The organism is Pseudomonas sp. RA_15y_Pfl1_P11 (genome assembly GCF_963970975.1).
GTDB classification, from domain to species: Bacteria; Pseudomonadota; Gammaproteobacteria; order Pseudomonadales; family Pseudomonadaceae; genus Aquipseudomonas; species Aquipseudomonas tritici.
In genome coordinates, this window is the sequence record NZ_CAXAOY010000035.1 from 1 (window position 1) to 18,585 (window position 18,585).

19 protein-coding genes and 1 pseudogene are annotated in these 18,585 nt (G+C 57.7%); 13 read left to right on the forward strand and 7 right to left on the reverse strand.

Annotated elements, in window-relative coordinates; all coding sequences use genetic code 11:
* Nucleotides 1-710: 710 nt before the first annotated feature.
* Nucleotides 711-1,343 (forward strand): response regulator transcription factor, encoded by a 633-nt coding sequence (locus AACY44_RS27080; RefSeq protein ID WP_010212736.1) that lies wholly within the window; start codon nt 711-713, stop codon nt 1,341-1,343.
* Between the two features lie 84 nt (nt 1,344-1,427).
* Here AACY44_RS27080 and AACY44_RS27085 read toward each other — a convergent pair whose 3' ends face one another.
* The 4 genes from AACY44_RS27085 to metG form a co-directional block, all read right to left on the reverse strand.
* Nucleotides 1,428-1,610: a PA3496 family putative envelope integrity protein gene (locus tag AACY44_RS27085; RefSeq protein WP_076951412.1), complete on the reverse strand. Its 183-nt coding sequence runs from the start codon at nt 1,608-1,610 to the stop codon at nt 1,428-1,430.
* Nucleotides 1,611-1,717: 107 nt separating this feature from the next.
* The gene (gene nth, locus AACY44_RS27090; RefSeq protein WP_339455564.1) at nt 1,718-2,356 is read right to left on the reverse strand and encodes an endonuclease III; all 639 of its coding nucleotides are present in this window, start codon (nt 2,354-2,356) and stop codon (nt 1,718-1,720) included.
* 66 nt (nt 2,357-2,422) lie between these two features.
* A complete protein-coding gene (gene rsxB / locus AACY44_RS27095; protein WP_339531481.1) occupies nt 2,423-3,379 on the reverse strand; it encodes an electron transport complex subunit RsxB in 957 nt (318 codons plus the stop codon).
* Nucleotides 3,380-3,490: 111 nt separating this feature from the next.
* Nucleotides 3,491-5,542, reverse strand: a complete 2,052-nt coding sequence (gene metG / locus AACY44_RS27100; RefSeq protein ID WP_049709745.1) for a methionine--tRNA ligase — start codon at nt 5,540-5,542, stop codon at nt 3,491-3,493.
* A gap of 172 nt (nt 5,543-5,714) precedes the next feature.
* On the opposite strand from metG, the gene apbC reads away from it, so the two are divergent.
* Nucleotides 5,715-6,809, forward strand: coding sequence for an iron-sulfur cluster carrier protein ApbC (gene apbC, locus AACY44_RS27105; RefSeq protein ID WP_339418279.1), 1,095 nt, complete (start codon nt 5,715-5,717; stop codon nt 6,807-6,809).
* 493 nt (nt 6,810-7,302) lie between these two features.
* On the opposite strand, the gene fdxA is transcribed toward apbC, so the two are convergent.
* Both fdxA and mutS read right to left on the reverse strand, forming a co-directional pair.
* A complete protein-coding gene (fdxA, locus tag AACY44_RS27110) occupies nt 7,303-7,626 on the reverse strand; it encodes a ferredoxin FdxA (RefSeq protein ID WP_065872510.1) in 324 nt (107 codons plus the stop codon).
* 142 nt (nt 7,627-7,768) lie between these two features.
* Nucleotides 7,769-10,360 (reverse strand): DNA mismatch repair protein MutS, encoded by a 2,592-nt coding sequence (gene mutS / locus AACY44_RS27115; RefSeq protein WP_339418276.1) that lies wholly within the window; start codon nt 10,358-10,360, stop codon nt 7,769-7,771.
* Between the two features lie 210 nt (nt 10,361-10,570).
* On the opposite strand from mutS, the gene AACY44_RS27120 reads away from it, so the two are divergent.
* The 11 genes and pseudogenes from AACY44_RS27120 to recX all read left to right on the forward strand — a co-directional run bounded on the left by AACY44_RS27120 (nt 10,571) and on the right by recX (nt 18,346).
* A complete protein-coding gene (locus AACY44_RS27120; RefSeq protein WP_339418274.1) occupies nt 10,571-11,305 on the forward strand; it encodes a LexA family transcriptional regulator in 735 nt (244 codons plus the stop codon).
* Nucleotides 11,306-11,903: 598 nt separating this feature from the next.
* Nucleotides 11,904-12,248 (forward strand): phage holin family protein, encoded by a 345-nt coding sequence (locus AACY44_RS27125; protein ID WP_339418273.1) that lies wholly within the window; start codon nt 11,904-11,906, stop codon nt 12,246-12,248.
* A gap of 21 nt (nt 12,249-12,269) precedes the next feature.
* Complete coding sequence (locus AACY44_RS27130) at nt 12,270-12,785, forward strand: hypothetical protein (protein WP_339493526.1); 516 nt, start codon at nt 12,270-12,272, stop codon at nt 12,783-12,785.
* A 136-nt stretch (nt 12,786-12,921) separates the two neighbouring features.
* Nucleotides 12,922-13,107, forward strand: coding sequence for a zinc finger domain-containing protein (locus AACY44_RS27135; RefSeq protein ID WP_083207058.1), 186 nt, complete (start codon nt 12,922-12,924; stop codon nt 13,105-13,107).
* 11 nt (nt 13,108-13,118) lie between these two features.
* Nucleotides 13,119-14,081 carry a hypothetical protein gene (locus AACY44_RS27140; protein ID WP_339531484.1) on the forward strand — a complete coding sequence of 321 codons (963 nt, stop codon included), beginning with the start codon at nt 13,119-13,121 and terminating at the stop codon, nt 14,079-14,081.
* Nucleotides 14,082-14,160: 79 nt separating this feature from the next.
* A pseudogene (locus AACY44_RS27145) lies at nt 14,161-15,077 on the forward strand (phage late control D family protein).
* A gap of 22 nt (nt 15,078-15,099) precedes the next feature.
* Complete coding sequence (locus AACY44_RS27150; RefSeq protein WP_339455575.1) at nt 15,100-15,657, forward strand: glycoside hydrolase family 19 protein; 558 nt, start codon at nt 15,100-15,102, stop codon at nt 15,655-15,657.
* Nucleotides 15,645-16,145: a lysis system i-spanin subunit Rz gene (locus tag AACY44_RS27155; protein WP_339493529.1), complete on the forward strand. Its 501-nt coding sequence runs from the start codon at nt 15,645-15,647 to the stop codon at nt 16,143-16,145. The genes AACY44_RS27150 and AACY44_RS27155 overlap by 13 nt, the downstream gene beginning before the upstream one ends.
* A gap of 81 nt (nt 16,146-16,226) precedes the next feature.
* The gene (locus AACY44_RS27160) at nt 16,227-16,727 is read left to right on the forward strand and encodes a CinA family protein (protein ID WP_339418236.1); all 501 of its coding nucleotides are present in this window, start codon (nt 16,227-16,229) and stop codon (nt 16,725-16,727) included.
* An 84-nt stretch (nt 16,728-16,811) separates the two neighbouring features.
* The gene (gene recA / locus AACY44_RS27165; protein WP_339531486.1) at nt 16,812-17,870 is read left to right on the forward strand and encodes a recombinase RecA; all 1,059 of its coding nucleotides are present in this window, start codon (nt 16,812-16,814) and stop codon (nt 17,868-17,870) included.
* An 8-nt stretch (nt 17,871-17,878) separates the two neighbouring features.
* Nucleotides 17,879-18,346, forward strand: coding sequence for a recombination regulator RecX (gene recX, locus AACY44_RS27170; RefSeq protein ID WP_339418233.1), 468 nt, complete (start codon nt 17,879-17,881; stop codon nt 18,344-18,346).
* A gap of 127 nt (nt 18,347-18,473) precedes the next feature.
* On the opposite strand, the gene AACY44_RS27175 is transcribed toward recX, so the two are convergent.
* The coding region (locus AACY44_RS27175) for a transposase (protein ID WP_036984840.1) at nt 18,474-18,585 on the reverse strand (112 nt) is incomplete at its 5' end.

Sequence of the window (18,585 nt, forward strand, 5' to 3'; positions counted from 1 at the left end):
AAAAGGGAAGAAAAGTATTAATATCACGCATAAGAACGCCGGTTTTTTAGATGTGTTTGCTCGCACGAACATCATCCATCAAATCGGCGTTCTTGTTTCTGTCTTTCCCGTGATTCCGTGAAGAACCATTTTTTTTGCCTAGGGTTTTGTCGGCTCTTGGAGTGTTTATAGCGCTTAAACATGTGTTGATGTTTTTTTGCCGAGGTCTCTCACAAGTGATGGTCTTGAATGAACTGTCGTTGAAAGTTTGTAGGGGGAATGAATTTTTTACATCTGCGTAGGAACTGGTCTTACAGAAAATTCACTCATGTAAGTGCCGTGAATATATAAAACGCAGAATGGTCTGTAGGAAATATGGAAGTAAGTGGATATGTTGAATGGAACTAAATCGACCCGTTTTTTCTTGCCGGTTTTCTCGGCGGCGGGCCAGAGGCAAGGGGCATTTCCTGAGAGTTGCGTGTGGCGCGTTTACCCTGTCCCCCATACGCCATGGATATTTCGCTCAAAGTATGTAAGTCCCCGGAAAGTTCTGAAAGGATCCATAAAACTGGATACATCTGAGACGGCGTTTTTTTGTAGGGCAATTCCTTTATCGCTGTGGGTTGGGTCTCTGCTTGCTAATGCTTGGGGGGGAATGCTATGCCAACTAGTAAACGACTAGGCTATTGTGCTTGCTCTAAATAATTCGAACAGCGAAATTGGACTTTCTCATGAATAAAGTGCTGATCGTGGATGATCATCCCGTCATTCGTCTTGCTGTGCGTATGCTAATGGAACGTCATGGTTATGAGGTCGTTGCCGAGACCGATAACGGTGTCGATGCGTTGCAACTTGCGCGAGAGCATATGCCGGACATTGTCATACTGGATATTGGGATCCCCAAACTTGATGGCCTGGAAGTTATTTGCCGGCTTTCCTCTACCAAACAACCCGCGCCGTTCAAGGTGTTGGTGCTTACGTCCCAGGCCCCTGGCCATTTCTCCATGCGCTGCATGCAGGCGGGGGCTGCCGGCTACGTGTGCAAGCAACAGGACCTGACCGAGCTGCTGAGTGCGATCAAGGCGGTCTTGTCGGGCTACAGCTACTTCCCGAATCAGGCGCTCAACTCGGTACGCTCCACCATGGGTAATGCCAGTGAGGCTGATATGGTCGAGCGCCTGTCGGGACGGGAAATGATGGTATTGCAGCAGTTGGCCAGGGGTCGAACCAACAAGGAGATCGCCGACGGTATGTTCCTCAGCAACAAGACCGTCAGCACCTACAAGACACGTTTGCTGCTCAAGCTGAACGCACGCTCCCTCGTAGACCTGATTGAACTGGCCCAGCGCAACGGCTTGGTATAGAAGAGGGCAGTGCACCACGTATTGCTTGGATAAACGGCAGAAAAAAGCCTCCGTGAGGGAGGCTTCCGGCCGTCGACCGCTCGATTAGAGATCGAAGTCGTAATCGGCCAGCTGTTTTTGCAAGCGTCGTTCTTCCAGAAGGTTGTCGATGGTGCGGCGTTTGCTCAAATTGGTCTTGGCGACCTCTACCACTGGTGCCTCGACCACATCGTCATCCGATTCAACGAGGTCGTCTTCCACTTCCAGTTGTTCTTTGCCAGTGCTCATAAGGTTCACTCCGGGCTAAGACTGCCGTTGGCGCCCCTTATAACGATAATCCATGATCCGGTAAAAAAGATTTTTTCAATCGACTGATTGAGAAAAGCAATGATCCCTCAATCGTCGGACGTCTTTTCCTTGTATTCGCACAAGTCTTCGATGCGACAGCTGCCGCAGCGTGGCTTGCGAGCCTGACAAACATAGCGCCCGTGAAGGATCAGCCAGTGGTGGGAGTCCAGCAGATAGGGCTTGGGCACGAACTTCATCAGCTGCTTTTCCACCTCCACCACGTTCTTCCCGCGGGCTATACCGGTGCGGTTGCTGACCCGGAATATGTGGGTGTCCACGGCCATGGCCAGTTGCCGGAATGCGGTGTTGAGCACCACGTTAGCGGTCTTACGGCCAACGCCCGGCAGGGCTTCCAGTTCCTCACGGGTTTGCGGCACTTGGCTGCCATGCCGCTCGACCAGCAGGCGGCATGTCTCGATAACGTTCTTGGCTTTGCTGTTGTACAGGCCAATGGTCTTGATGTACTCCGATAACCCGTCCACACCCAGGGCATACATCGCTTCCGGCGTGTTCGCCACGGGATACAGCTTCGCCGTGGCCTTGTTGACGCCGACGTCGGTGGATTGTGCCGACAGGATCACCGCAATCAGCAACTCGAACGGCGTGGTGTAAGCCAGTTCGGTCTTGGGTTCCGGATTGTCTTCGTGAAGCCTGCGGAAAATTTCCAGGCGTTTTGCGGCGTTCATGGGGTGGGGCGTTCCTAGGAGTCGGTCGGCGGGATTGTAGCAATACACACAGCAGGTTTTTGCGGATCAGATCTTGCCATGGGCATCCACTTGGCGCTGCGCCTCATCGAGGTTGTGTTGTGCCTCGGCCATTTGCTGCGAGTCGGCGTTCAGGTCCTTGGCTTTCTTCAATGCCGCACGGCGCATCGCCGGCTGGATTTTGGCGCGTTTCAGGTCGGCGATATTCATGGTCGTACCGACGGCCTTCGATGCGGTGCCCGGTTCCAAGGTCGCCAGCGCTTGTTCTGCCGCTTCGTACTGCTGCTGCAGGACGATCAACTGCGACTGTTGTTCATAGGTTGGCGGGTGACCGAAAGCCTTCAAGGATTTATGCAGTTGGGCGCGACTCATTGCGACCGTGATTTTAGCTTTTTTGATCGCCGCATCCTGCGCGGTACCGACCTCTACAGGTAAAGCCGGTACTGGGCGTTTGACCCGAGCCAGGCGTTCGGCGAGTTTTTGCGATTCTTCCCGCTGCAGCCGCGCATTGCGTTGTTCATAACGCCGCCTTGCGCGATCGCGCTTGAGCCCTCGTTCATGGCGTTGCTGATCATTGGCGGCCAGGCCGCCGACAATTGGCAATACGGTGGCTGTCGGGCGCATTTCAATGCAGTCTACAGGGCATGGTGCAACGCAGAGGTCGCAACCGGTGCACTCGTCGATGAGCACGGTGTGCATGAGCTTGGCAGCGCCAACAATGGCATCCACCGGGCAGGCTTGGATGCATTTGGTACAGCCGATGCACTCGGCCTCGCGAATATAGGCGATCTGGGCCGCAGCTTCCCCACGGCTCGTATCCAGTTCCAGCACGGGCACACGCAGTAGTTGCGCAAGGCCAGCAATGGTCTCCTGTCCGCCAGGCGGGCACTTGTTAATCGCCTCGCCTTGAGCAATACCCTCGGCGTAAGGTGTGCAGCCGGGATGCCCGCATTTGCCGCACTGGGTTTGCGGCAGCAGCGCGTCGATACGTTTAATCAGATTCATGGGGTGATCATTGGCATGCCATTGAGCGAACGGGTGCGTTGTGGATTTGTAGGCGCCCGGCAAGCCGGGCTCCTACAGTAGACCTAATTCGCTTGCAGCAGGCCCATAGGCTTACTTGATCCGTTGACCCGGCTTGGCGCCGCTGTCAGGGCTCAGCAGGTAGATCTCTTCGCCGCCAGGGCCGGCCGCCATGACCATGCCTTCGGAAATACCGAACTTCATTTTCCGTGGCTTGAGGTTGGCGATCATCATGGTCAGGCGACCGTCGAGCTTGGACGGGTCTGGATAAGCGCTCTTGATCCCGGAGAACACGTTGCGTTGCTCGTCACCGATGTCCAGTGTGAGGCGCAGCAGCTTGTCGGCGCCTTCCACGGCTTCAGCCTTGACGATCAGCGCGACACGCAGGTCCACGGCAGCGAAGGCATCAAAGTCGATTTCCGGCGAGATCGGGTCTTTGGCCAGCTCACCGTTGCCGGCTGGCGCAGCCGAGCCGGTGTCGGTCTGGCTGGCGACCAGGTCTTCTTTCGAAGCGTCGGTCATGGCCTGGACTTTAACCGGGTCGATACGGGTCATCAGCGGCTTGAACTCGTTCAACTGATGGTTGCTGAGCAAGGTGGCGTGATCGTTCCAGGTCAGCGGCGCCACATTGAGGAACGCCTCGGCATCCGCGGCCAACAATGGCAGCACCGGCTTGAGGAAAATCACCAGTTGGCGGAACAGGTTGATGCCCGTGGCGCAGATCGCCTGGACTTCTGCCTGTTTGCCTTCCTGCTTGTTCAGCGACCACGGCGCCTTGTCGGCGATCCACGCGTTGGCGCGGTCGGCCAGGCCCATGATCTCGCGCATCGCGCGGGCAAAGTCGCGGGCTTCATAGGCGTCGGCGATGCTTGGCGCAGCGGCCAGGAACGCTTCCGTCAGTTCCGGCGCGGCGTTCTCGGCCACCAGTACACCGGCGTTACCCTTGTGGATAAAACCGGCGCAACGGCTGGCGATGTTGACGACCTTGCCGACCAGGTCCGAGTTGACCTTCTGTACGAAGTCTTCCAGGTTCAGGTCGAGGTCATCGACGCCACGGCCCAGCTTGGAGGCGTAGTAGTAGCGCAGGTATTCCGGCGACAGGTGGTCCAGGTAGGTGCGCGCCTTGATAAAGGTGCCACGGGACTTGGACATCTTCTGGCCATTGACCGTCAGGTAGCCGTGCACCGCGATGCCGGTTGGCTTGCGGTAGCCCGAACCTTCAAGCATCGCCGGCCAGAACAGGGCGTGGAAGTTGACGATATCCTTGCCGATGAAGTGGTACAGCTCGGCGGTGGAATCCTTGGCCCAGAAGGCATCGAAGTCCAGCTCAGGCGTGCGATCACACAGGTTCTTGAAGCTGGCCATGTAGCCGATCGGCGCGTCCAGCCACACATAGAAGTACTTGCCCGGCTCGCCCGGGATCTCGAAGCCGAAGTACGGCGCGTCGCGGGAGATGTCCCACTGCTGCAAGCCGGCATCCAGCCATTCGGCGATCTTGTTGGCGACGGCGTCCTGCAGCGTGCCGCTGCGCGTCCAGGTTTGCAGCATCTGCTGGAAATCCGGGAGCTTGAAGAAGAAGTGCTGGGAATCCTTGAGCACCGGCGTGGCGCCGGAGATCGCCGACTTCGGATCCTTCAAGTCAGTCGGTGCATAAGTAGCACCGCATTTTTCGCAGTTGTCACCGTACTGGTCTTCGGTGCCGCATTTCGGGCAGGTGCCCTTGATGAAGCGGTCGGCCAGGAACATTTTCTTTTCCGGATCGAAATACTGCGTGATCGAACGCTGGGCAATGTGTCCGGCGTCTTTCAAGCGCAGGTAGATCTGGCTCGACAGCTCGCGGTTTTCGTCGGAGTGGGTTGAGTGGAAGTTGTCGAAATCCACCAGGAACTCGGCAAAGTCGGCGCTGTGTTCAGCCTGCACGTTGGCGATCAGTTGTTCCGGGGTGATGCCTTCCTTTTCGGCGCGCAACATGATGGCCGAGCCGTGGGCGTCGTCCGCGCAGACATAAATGCATTGGTTGCCGCGATGCTTCTGGAAGCGCACCCACATATCGGTCTGGATGTACTCAAGCATATGGCCAAGATGGATCGAACCATTGGCATAGGGCAGGGCGCTGGTGACGAGAATCTTGCGTGGCTCGGACATGGGGCTCGGCTACTTGATGAAACGGAGGTCGGCCACTATAAAGCGCCGGGAAATATATTTCACCCCGTGGCGCCGTTTCAGAATCTTCCGAACCTGCGAAAGCATGCCGTTGGGCGGCTGGAACGGTTAGGATAGCCGCCTGTTTCAGTCAGTCTTTTTTCGGGAGTAGCCCATGAGCGCCGTCAATCGCGCAGCGGTGGAAGCCGTTCTTCGCCAGTACACCGACCCCTATTTGAACCAGGACCCGGTCAGCTCCGGCTGTGTGCGCGCCGTCGAAGTCCGCGGCGACCAGGTGTCGGTCCAGTTGGAATTGGGCTATGCCGCAGGCCTTTTCAAGAGCGGTTGGGCGCAGATGCTGCAAATGGCCATCGAAGGCCTGGACGGCGTACGGTCGGCCAAGGTCGACATTCAATGCGTGATCGCCGCGCACAAGGCCCAGGCGCAGATTCCGGGCCTGGCCAACGTCAAGAACGTTGTCGCCGTGGCGTCCGGCAAGGGCGGCGTGGGTAAGTCCACTACGGCGGCCAACCTGGCGCTGGCCCTGGCTCGTGAAGGTGCGCGCGTGGGCATTCTCGACGCCGATATCTATGGCCCGAGCCAAGGTGTGATGTTCGGCATTACCGAAGGCACTCGGCCGAAGGTCAAGGACCAGAAGTGGTTCGTGCCTATCGAATCCTTGGGCGTGGAAGTGATGTCCATGGCTTTCCTCACCGATGACAACACGCCGATGGTCTGGCGCGGGCCGATGGTTTCCGGCGCGTTGCTGCAACTGGTCACCCAGACCGCTTGGGGTGATCTGGATTACCTGGTGATCGACATGCCGCCAGGCACCGGCGATATCCAGCTAACCCTGGCGCAGAAAGTCCCGGTGGCCGGCGCGGTGATTGTCACCACCCCCCAGGACCTAGCGCTGCTCGACGCGAAAAAAGGCGTGGAGATGTTCCGCAAGGTCAATATCCCGGTGCTGGGCGTGGTTGAGAACATGGCGGTGCATATCTGCTCCAACTGCGGCCACGCCGAGCATCTGTTTGGTGAGGGCGGTGGCGAGAAACTGGCGACTCAATACGGTGTGGAGCTGTTGGCCTCGTTGCCGCTGTCAATGCTGATCCGTGAGCAGGCGGACGGCGGCAAGCCCACCGTAGTAGCCGAACCGGATAGCCCGGTCGCCATGATCTATCAGGAACTCGCACGTCACGTCGGCGCGCGAATCGTCCTGCAGGAAGCAGCAGCACCGGCCATGCCGACTATTACCGTCAGCGACGACTGAGGGTGATGCAGGGAAAAGGCCTCGACCCTGTCGGGGCTTTCTCATGTCTGGAGGGCGGTCAAGCGGTGGCGGTTACGCATTTACGCAATTGGTCGTGTAAGCATTTACTTACTTTTTCGTAAGCGATTGGTTTTTTTACCCGTCTTGTGCGGCCCAGTTCTTCGAGAGCTTTCTCTATCTGATTGAAATATAACAATTAATTATTTCATGGTGCCCGCGAGAGCCTGCCAGCCAATGGGTTAGATGCCGTTGAACTTTCTTTGGAACTCTCTAACATCAGCCCTGTGTCCACGGATTGGCACAGCCATCAAGGAACGATGGTTGAAGGAACGTCGCAGGATGCGACTCATCAGGATGATGAAAAGGAATAAAGGGACTAGGGAAAAAATGTGGGCGGGTCATACCGCCCCTTTTTTTTGTCTGTAGAAAAGTGAAACCCGCCATCCAGAAACGCAAAAAGGCCCGCAAGGGGCCTTTTAGGGGGGCGACGCTATTAGCGTTCGAGCTCTGCAATCTTACCTTTTTTGCCATCCCACTCCGCTGCGTCCGGCATCGGGTCCTTGCGCTCAGTGATGTTCGGCCAGATTTCCGCCAGCTCGACGTTCAACTGAATAAATTGCTGCATCTCTGCCGGGACTTCATCCTCGGAGAAAATAGCGACGGCCGGGCATTCAGGCTCACACAGGGCGCAATCGATGCACTCATCCGGGTGGATAACCAGGAAATTCGGGCCTTCGTAGAAGCAGTCCACCGGACACACTTCTACGCAGTCGGTGTACTTGCACTTGATGCAGTTGTCGGTGACGACGAAGGTCATTTCTAATTTTCTCCTCAGGCGGCGGCAGCGAAACCCCTTATGGCGGGGTTCGCGAGGTTTGGGAGCGATAATCTGCAGGCCAGGCTAAACGCCCGCAGCATCCCAAACCGCGCGAGATAATATCAGCTTGCAAGCGTCTGCGTTAGACCCGTGTCTTCAGTGCATAGAGCAATTCCAACGCTTTTCGCGGCGTCAAGTCGTCCAGGTCAAGCTTTGCCAGCTCATCCAGTACCGGATGGGGCAGGCTCGCGAACATATCGCTCTGGTGCGGCGCGGCCGGCTTGTTGGAGGTTTTGGCAGCGCTGGCGACCACGGTTTCATGGGGCAGCGCCGTGGTTTCCAGCCGGCTGAGGTGTTCGCGAGCGCGGGTGATCACATCGTTCGGCACACCGGCCAGTTGTGCCACGGCCAAGCCGTAACTCTGGCTGGCAGGCCCCGGCAACACATGGTGCAGGAACACGATGCGCTCGTTGTGCTCGGTGGCGTTCAAGTGCACGTTGGCCACCAGTGGTTCGCTTTCCGGTAGAACGGTCAGTTCGAAATAGTGGGTGGCGAACAGCGTGTAGGCGCGCAAATGCGCTAGGCGCTCGGCCGCCGCCCAGGCCAGGGACAGGCCGTCGAAGGTGCTGGTACCGCGTCCCACTTCGTCCATCAATACCAGGCTGCGTTCGGTGGCGTTGTGCAAAATATTGGCGGTTTCGCTCATTTCCACCATAAAGGTCGAACGGCCACCGGCCAGGTCATCGCTGGAACCGATCCGGGTGAAAATGCGATCAACCAGTGACAGCTCGCAACTCGCGGCCGGGACAAAACTGCCGATATGTGCGAGCAACACAATCAAGGCGGTCTGACGCATATAGGTGGATTTACCGCCCATGTTCGGACCGGTGATGACCAGCATGCGGGTGTCGTCGTCCAGCGACAGGTCGTTGGCGACGAAGGGGGTGGTCAGCACCTGCTCTACAACAGGGTGGCGACCTTGCACGATACGCATGCACGGCTCGCTGACAAAACGCGGGCAGTTCAGGTCAAGGTTCAGCGCACGTTCGGCCAGGTTGCTCAGCACGTCCAGTTCGGCCAGGGCGGCGGCGGTGTCCTGCAGCGGCGCCAGTTGGCTGATCAAGTCTTCCAGCAACGCTTCGTAGAGCATTTTTTCCCGAGCCAAGGCGCGGCTCTTGGCCGACAGCGCCTTGTCTTCGAATTCTTTCAGCTCCGGCGTGATAAAACGCTCAGCACCCTTGAGGGTCTGGCGACGTTGATAGTCGATAGGTGCCGACTCGGCCTGCTTGCTGGGCAACTCAATAAAGTAGCCATGCACGCGGTTATAGCCGACTTTCAGGTTGGCCAGGCCGGTGCGGGCTTTTTCGCGGGCTTCCAGGTCAATCAGGAACTGCCCGGCGTTTTCGCTCAGGGATTGCAGTTCATCCAGCTCGCTGTCGTAACCGGTCTTCAATACGCCACCGTCGCGGATGATCGCGGGCGGGTTGTCGATGATGGCTTTTTCCAACAGCGTCGCCAGTTCCGGGTAGGTGCCAGCGGTTACCGCAAGCTGTTGCAGGTGCGGCGTATCCAGTTCAGTCATCGCTACTTGCAGTTGCGGCAAGGCGCCGAGGGCATCGCGCAGACGCGCCAAGTCACGCGGGCGCGCGTTGCGCAGGCCGATCCGCGCCAGAATGCGCTCTATATCGCCGATTTCCTTCAACTGCGGCTGCAGCTTTTCAAAGCGATAGCCGTCCAGCAGGCAGGTAATAGACGACTGACGCGCTTGCAGCACGCTCAAATCCCGCAACGGACGGTTCAGCCAACGGGTCAGCAAACGGCTGCCCATGGCGGTCTGGCAACGGTCAACCACCGATTGCAGGGTGTTATCGCGCCCGCCGGCCAGGTTGGTGTCCAACTCCAGGTTGCGACGGCTCGCACCATCGAGCACAACGGTGTCGTCCAGACGCTCATGGCGCAGGCTACGCAAATGCGGCAGGGCCGTGCGCTGGGTTTCCTTGGCATAGCCAAGCAAGCAACCGGCGGCACCAATGGCCAGGGTCAGGGTTTCGCAGCCGAAGCCTTTGAGGTCCTGCACCGAGAATTGCTGGCACAGACTTTTCAACGCCGAGTCACGCTCAAAATCCCACGGGGCACGACGTTTGGTCCCACGACGTTTTTCCGCTGGCAGGTCCTTCGGCCAATCATCCGGAATCAACAACTCCACCGGATTGATGCGCTCCAACTCCGCCAGCAGATTCTCCCAGCCCTTGATCTCCAGCACAGTGAAGTTGCCACTGGTGATATCCAGCACCGAAAGCCCGAACAGACGCTCATCACCCAGCACCGCGGCGATCAGGTTATCGCGACGCTCATCCAGCAGCGCTTCATCGCTCACCGTCCCCGGCGTAATAATGCGCACCACCTGACGCTCAACTGGCCCTTTACTGGTCGCCGGATCGCCGATCTGCTCACAGATCACCACCGACTCGCCCAGTTTCACCAGCTTGACCAGGTAGCCTTCCAACGAATGGTAAGGAATCCCACACATTGGAATCGACTGCCCCGCCGACTGCCCGCGCGCGGTCAGGGTGATGTCCAGCAATTTGGCGGCCTTTTTCGCGTCTTCGTAGAAGATCTCGTAGAAGTCGCCCATGCGATAGAACATCAACTGATCAGGGTGCTGGTTTTTCAGGCGCCAGTACTGCTGCATCATGGGGGTGTGGGAGGACAGATCGGAGGTGTTTTTACTCATTAGGTAATAGGCAAATTCGTTGAAAGTGATAGGGCAAAGGTGGGGCGCTCGGCCCAGCTGATTTTGCAATGGGCGCAAGGTTAACACGCGAGGTCGGGGGTTCGCAGTCCACATCAAGATAGGTAGGTCGGACTGGTAAATGCATGATTTATGCATAAGAATGCAAATTAGCATTTGCCAGCCCCAAAAACTCCCGTCACTATCCCCGTTATGCAAAAACGCAACGTTTCTATCGTCTTACGCGAGCTGCTGGACCGCGACCGGATCTCCCCCACGGAGCTTCACCGGCGTACCGGCGTGCCTCAATCCACGTTGTCCCGGATCCTCAGCGGCAAGATCGTTGATCCGTCGGACAAGCACATCTCGCGCATCGCCGAGTACTTCCGCGTGAGCACCGACCAACTGCGCGGCCGCGCGGCGGTGGGGGCTTTGCGCGATGACGGGCGCGACCCGATGCATTCGGAACTCAAGGACATAAGCCTGTGGGACGACGACACGCCCGTTAATGATGACGAGGTGTCGATCCCCTTTCTGCGCGAGGTTGAATTGGCTGCTGGATCAGGAAGATTCGTCATCGAGGAAAGTGAGAAGGCCAGCCTGCGATTCGGTAAGCGCAGCCTGCGGCATAACGGTGTCCAGTTCGACCAGGCCAAGTGTGTGACGGTGCGCGGCAACAGCATGTTGCCGGTGTTGCGTGATGGCGCGACGGTTGGGGTGAATGCGGGCAAGAGTGGCATTGGTGACATCATCGATGGCGACTTGTATGCCATCAATCACAATGGCCAACTGCGCGTGAAACAGCTCTATCGCCTGCCTTCCGGGATTCGCCTGCGCAGTTTCAACCGTGATGAGCATCCGGATGAGGACTACAGTTTTCAGGATATCCAAGATGAGCAGATCAGCATTCTCGGCCATGTATTCTGGTGGGGCATGTACGCCCGTTAACCTCCTCACGTAAGACGAAGCCCGCCAATGCGCGGGTTTTTTTTCGCCCGTAGAAAATCCCCAAACCCTCGGTGTGCAAGGCTGAAAATGCATTAATGCATTTTCATGCTAAAAATAAATGCATTTGTGCATTGACTGTATATGCATACATGCATATTCTCCATCTCAAGCCAGCCAACAAGGCCTGGTGGAGGCGGCAAGGATGCTGCCAAGGAAGACAAGGACGGCACGCAACATCGGCAAGGATGCCATCTGAGCGATGGCAGGGACGCCAGGTAACACCGGCAAGGATGCCGACGCTCTTTAGTTTCACCGCATTACAAGAACAGGCAGCGATGAACCGGCCTCAACGGTTCAGAGGGTTGGCAACTGACCCGGGTGTGCAGCGTAAAGCACCAGAAGCAGTTATCCGGCAGACAGGGATCGTGGTCGGAAAAAAATTGAGGAAAGAACCGTACCGCGCCAGTAGCGCCGACAGTTCGAAGCGGGACCGCATTACTGAAAAGCCCGGGCAACCGGGCTTTTTGGAATGCCTACCTATAAATGGATTTACCCAGAAACCGGCCCTTTGCCGGCAGGCTCAGCCAGGAGGCGTGACATGACAAACGAGCAGCAAGTGTTAGCGGAAATGCCTATCTGGCTGGTGATCGCACTGGCCCTGGTGGGTGGGGTGTCCGGCGAAATGTGGCGCGCCGACAAGGAGGGCGCCCGCGGTTGGTCGCTGATCCGGCGCCTGGCGCTGCGGTCCGGGGCGTGCATGGTCTGCGGGGTCTCGGCATTGATGCTGTGCTACGCCGCCGGCATGTCGATCTGGACCGCTGGCGCCATTGGTTGCCTGACCGCCATGGCCGGCGCGGACGTGGCCATCGGCCTCTATGAACGCTGGGCGGCCAAGCGTATTGGGGTCAACGAGCCCCCGAACTCTCGTCCGGATCAGCAGTAACCGCTGCAAGGATGCAAGCAGATGACTCTTCTCGAAAAACCTTCCCAACTGCCGATGGCAATTGGGATTGCACTGAAGAGCGCGTCCCCGCAACTACGAGTAGGCAATCACCAGGACTTTTCCGGCACGCCGGATAACACCGGCGTTTTGATCAGCGTAGAGCGCAACGGTCCGGGCGTTCGTTCCCTCGCAGGGCGCAAGGCGCATGCGTTGTCGATCTCGCTCAGGGCCATGGTCGCCAGGGCGTCGGCACCGTTTGACGCCTGCGACCTGGCCAGCCAATTGATGGACCTTGCCTTGGGTAACCGCTGGGGTCTGCCAACCGAGCAGTGCGACCTGCCCTCCGCCATTGTCGCGGCACCTTCCGCACTCACCGGTGCGGAAACGGACTACGACACCTGGACCGTTTCCTTCACCCAAAACCTCTATCTCGGCCCGTCACTGCTCGACGATCCCACCGGCAAACCGCTGTTTGCCCGCACCTGGGAAGTCACGAATATCGATGATCCGGATCAATACCGCCCGTTGCAGGAGTAGTCCATGCATTGCTACGGGATAGCCTCGGCCTGGTCTCGATACTGCCAGATCGCAACAGTAGCTTCCAAGCCAGCCAAGGCCCTCACTGCTCGCGCGAGCGGGACGGAGCCTAGCAGATAAATAAACGGACTTGCAGATGTTGAACGAATTCAGATGCGGTAACTGCAAAAGACTTCTCGCCCGTACGGGTGGGTTTACAGAGCTCCAGATCAAGTGTTCCCGGTGCGGGACGTTGAATCATGTGAAGGCCACGAGCCTCGAGCAATCGCCCATGAGCGCCATACGCCCAATACAGAGGCCTGAACTTAAATCAGCTAAGTAACGGAGTTTAAAATGGAAAACGCAAACTCGGCGTCTCAAACCTTGCAAGATCTTTGGACTCAAGTACAACCGGTGGATAACACCGGCATGCTTAGGCGCGTGGTTTTTGCCGAAGGCAAGTTTTATGCGGCTGGTGGCAACGGTCTTCCCACAACCACTCAGCTTGTCAGCGGAAACGCAACTGGTACAGCGTGGACCAAGCTTAAGGGCGTCGTCACCTCTGATAGCGGAAAGGTCCTCAACGACCTGTACTGGAACGGTCTTGGGACACAGCTTCAAGCCCTTTCTCAATCCGGCAATGTGGCCTACGGCAGCACAGCACGCCCTGAAAGGGCTTGGACAGACATTACGGCAACTGTTCGCGCGTCCGGAGACTTGCAAGGCGTTGTGTATTATCAGCCAATTTACGGCATTGACACGACCTGGATACTGGTTGGGTCTAATGGTAAAGTCTTTTCCCGTTATGGCGATTGGTCAGGCCAGGTGGAGCGCACTACGACCTTCAACTCTAGCGAGACTGTGTACTGCGTCAACGTCATTGGCAGTTTTGTGTTGGTTGCGGGATCGAATGGGAAGCTGCTTAGCGCTGTGAAGATTGCGACGGAAAATCTGCAATCATTCACGACCAGAACCAGCACCTTCGGCACTAGCACCATCCTTTCCATGAAGCTTTGCAACGGGAAAATGTTTATCGTTGGTGCGGATGGCAAGATGGCATATTCATCCGATGGGCTTACCTGGACTGCTGTTGGAGATACCAGTTTCGGTGGAACCATCATCCGCGACATTGCTTACGGTAATGGCAAGTATGTAGCTGTCGGCGACGGCGGCAAGACAGCCGTTTCCGAGGATGGGATCGGCTGGGTTCAGCAAGCCAACACTTTCGCAGGAACCGATATCCGGAGCGTCGCCTACGGCAACGGCAATTTTGTAGCTGTTGGTGCAGGCGGCAAGATTGCTTACTGGACTCCATGATCTTCTATCTCCTTGCGTAATAGAGCCCAGCCGTCGCGCTGGGCTTTTTCATTTCTGATTCAGACTCGCCACAGCCAGGGTGGCCCTTGAGACTGGCCGGCTGGAGCTGACCCTCAATATCGAGGGGCTGGACGGCCTGCCCACGCTGAACGGCAAGATCGGCTTGCGTGTCGGTTACCTGGAATCGGGGTTGGTGGAGAAGGGCGAGTTTGTCGTCACCCAACGCACCCCGGTGCTGTTTCCCATGAGCTTGATGATCATGGCCACCGCAGCGCCCTTCAGCGTGGTCGATGCAACGGGTTACCGCCAGCGTCGATCCGCCAGTTACGGTCCGACCACCCTGGGCGCGCTGTTTCGCTAACTGGTCAGTCGTCACGGCTATTCACCGCGAGTGGCGCCGGCGCTGGAGGGGATTGCGATCGCGCACATCGACAGTCCAACGAAAGTGACATGGCGTTCATTTCGCGCCTTGCCCGACTCTATAGTGCGGTCACCAAACCGTTTAACGAACTCTATGTGTTGGCCGAAGCCGGCCGAGTCAAGTCGCTCTCCGGCCAGCTATTGCCGCAAGTGAAGCTGTCGGTGACCGATTACAACCGCCCCGGTGAACATAGCTTCATCACCGCCAAGCTCGACGAAAACTCCCGCTCGAAATACGAAGGCTGCCGCGCCAGTTGGTGGGATACCTCCGCTGCTAAGCAGCGCGTGGTTCAGGTGGGGAATGCCCCGTTCAAAACCTTGCGCCAACGCTACTAGAACGAAGCCCAAGCCCGCGCCGTTGCCGAAGGCGAACTGCGCCGTGTGGGGCGTGAAAATGTGAAGTTGCTGATCGATTGCCCGGGCAATCCATTGTAGGCCGCGGAAGGGCTGTTAGTGCTGGATGAGAGCTGGCCGTCCTATATGCAGGGACGATGGTCGATAAAGCAGGTGGTTCATGTTGGCGATCCGGCGACGGGATACCGCAATTCGATCAAGGCGGGTGGGTTGTCGATATAGATACTTTTCGAGAGTAAAACCAATGGTGATAACACTCCCTCAGCTGCTTGGCGTTATGCCGGATGCCCGCCTTAGAGCGGGCCTTTTTTTAACGCCCTTGAATGCGGCTTTCGTTCGCTTCGAGATTAACCGTGCGAAGCGCATCGCCGCCTTCCTCGCCCAGATCGGTCACGAATCCGGCGAGCTGCGTTACGTCCGTGAACTGGGCAGCGATCACTATCTGAGCAAATACGACACCGGCAGCCTGGCCGCGCGCCTGGGCAATCGCCCCGAAGCGGATGGCGATGGTCAGTTGTACCGGGGCAGGGGGCTGATCCAAATCACCGGTCGGCGCAATTACCTGGCCTGCAGTCAGGCGTTGTTTGGTGATGATCGTCTGTTAAGAGATCCCATGTTGTTGGAGCAACCGCAGTGGGCGGCTGAGTCGGCCGCCTGGTTCTGGCAGAGCAATGGCCTGAATGAGCTGGCCGACGAGGACCAGTTCACCACCATTACGCGGCGCATCAATGGTGGGCTGAATGGGCTGGAGGATCGATTGCGGCTATGGGCGCGCGCGAAGGCGGTGTTATGCGTTTCCTAGTGGCCTGCCGCTTGATTGGCGTTTGCCTGTTGGTGGCGGCGACTTGGCAGGTACAGGCCTGGCGGTTGGGTGCGCAGCTTGAGCGCCAGGCTTCTGCCCATGCACAGGCACTCAGCCAGCAAAGGCTGGCGGCTTTGCATCAACAACAGGCTGAACAGGACAAACGGCTGGCCTTGGAGCAACAGCTCAGAGCCAGTGACCAACACCATGCTCGGGAGTTAAGCGATGCGCAACGTAACCGAGCTGCTCTGCGCGACCGCCTGGCCACTGCTGATGTGCGGTTGTCAGTCCTTCTCGACGCCGCCGAACCCGTCAGTGGCGGTGCAGTGCCAGCCGCCACCGCCACCGGCAGCCTGGTTCATGCAACCCCGCGAGCCCGACTTGACCCGGCGCATGCTCAGCGAATTATCGGCATCACCGACGATGGTGATAACGCCCTGATCGCCTTGCGCGCCTGTCAGGCGTACGTGCGCGCCGTCGCCCGCTAGCTTCTTGAGACAGTTCGTCACTTGCGCGTGCGATTGGCTCCTGTAGGGTAAGCAAACCCCCGCCTACGTCTGGAGACGACCGTGAATGAAATCACTCAACTGGCTGCTGAACTGGGTCGCCGTCTACAGGTGCTGAACGCCCATATCACCGCTGCCGAGTCCTGCACCGGCGGCGGTATCGCGGAAGCTATCACGCGTATTCCGGGGAGTTCGGCCTGGTTCGAGGCGGGTTATGTCACTTATTCCAATCGGCAGAAGACGCGGCAATTGAATGTGCCGGAAACGTTGTTTCCAAAAGTTGGCGCCGTCAGCCAGGAAGTGGTGGAAGCAATGGTGCGTGGCGCGCAGGAAAAGAGCCTGGCGCGATTTGCTGTCGCGGTCAGCGGTGTGGCGGGGCCGGATGGCGGTTCGCCGGACAAACCGGTGGGCACCGTCTGGCTGGCCTTTGGCGTGGGTGAGGACGTCACGGCCGAACTCGAACACTTTACCGGCAACCGCGACGAGGTCCGCCGACAAACGGTAAAAGCCGCGCTAGAGGGTTTGTTGCGACGAGCTGCAGCAGAAATAGAAAATCAGGGGTAGGCGATCTCCGATCTTTGTGGAACAATACTGTCTACTTATACAGGTGTTGGCCGCCCCGGCCTTATTGATTACGTGAGGACTTTAATGGACGACAACAAGAAGAAAGCCTTGGCTGCGGCCCTGGGTCAGATCGAACGTCAATTCGGCAAGGGTGCCGTAATGCGTATGGGCGATCACGACCGTCAGGCGATCCCGGCTATTTCCACTGGCTCTCTGGGTCTGGACATTGCGCTCGGCATTGGCGGCCTGCCAAAAGGCCGTATCGTTGAAATCTACGGTCCTGAATCTTCCGGTAAAACTACCCTGACTCTGTCAGTGATTGCCCAGGCGCAGAAAATGGGCGCCACCTGTGCGTTTGTCGACGCCGAGCACGCACTGGACCCTGAATACGCCGGCAAACTGGGCGTCAACGTGGACGACCTTCTGGTTTCTCAGCCGGACACAGGTGAGCAAGCCCTGGAAATCACTGACATGCTGGTGCGCTCCAACGCCATTGACGTGATCGTGGTCGACTCCGTGGCTGCCCTGGTTCCCAAGGCTGAAATCGAAGGCGAAATGGGCGATATGCACGTGGGCCTGCAGGCCCGTCTGATGTCCCAGGCGCTGCGTAAAATCACCGGTAACATCAAGAACGCCAACTGCCTGGTGATCTTCATCAACCAGATCCGTATGAAGATCGGCGTGATGTTCGGCAGCCCGGAAACCACCACCGGTGGTAACGCGTTGAAGTTCTACGCTTCGGTCCGTCTTGATATCCGCCGTACCGGCGCGGTGAAAGAAGGTGACGAGGTTGTGGGTAGCGAAACCCGCGTTAAAGTCGTGAAGAACAAGGTGGCCCCGCCTTTCCGTCAGGCCGAATTCCAGATTCTCTACGGCAAGGGTATCTACCTGAACGGCGAAATGATCGACCTAGGCGTGCTGCACGGTTTCGTCGAAAAATCCGGTGCCTGGTATGCCTACAATGGCAGCAAGATCGGTCAAGGCAAGGCCAACTCGGCCAAGTTCCTGGCAGACAACCCGGACATCGCGGCCACGCTTGAGAAGCAGATCCGCGACAAGCTGCTGACCCCTGCGCCAGACGTGAAAGCTGCCGCCAACCGTGAGCCGGCTGAAGAAGTGGAAGAAGCCGACACTGATATCTGAAGCAAACGATGACAGTTGTACTGGATACACTCGTCGCCGTTCGGCGCACCGCGATGGACCTGCTCGCTCGACGCGAGCATGGTCGAGTCGAGCTGACGCGTAAATTGCGTCAGCGCGGCGGGGAACCCGAGATGATCGAAACTGCCCTCGACCGTTTGACGGAAGAGGGACTGCTTTCGGAAGCCCGTTACCTCGAAAGCTTTGTCTCCTATCGAGCCCGCTCCGGCTATGGTCCTGCGCGTATTCGCGAAGAACTGAGCCAACGTGGCTTGCAGCGTGCGGATATCGATCTTGCCCTGCGTGAGTGCGGTATCAGCTGGCAGGCGCAGCTGGAAGACACCTGGCGGCGTAAGTTTTCTGGCCATCTTCCGATCGATGCCAGAGAGCGTGCGAAGCAGGGACGCTTCCTGAGTTATCGCGGGTTTTCGATGGAGATGATCAGTCGCTTGTTGAGCGGTCGGGATATGGACGACTGAACGCAGTTGGTCTAGTTAACGGGCGCTGCAACGATTCGACAAGCCCGCTCACTACAACAGTGTGTAGATACCTAAGCCGCCATAAGAAAGGCCCACTATGAAAATAGTGGGCCTTTTTTTTGGTTCTTCACGGATTGCCGGGAAAGACACTCTTGATCTTCATGAAGAAGAACTCGCTGTCCCGGTAACCGTACGCCATTCGTTTGATGACCTTTATTCGATTGTTTATTCCTTCCAAC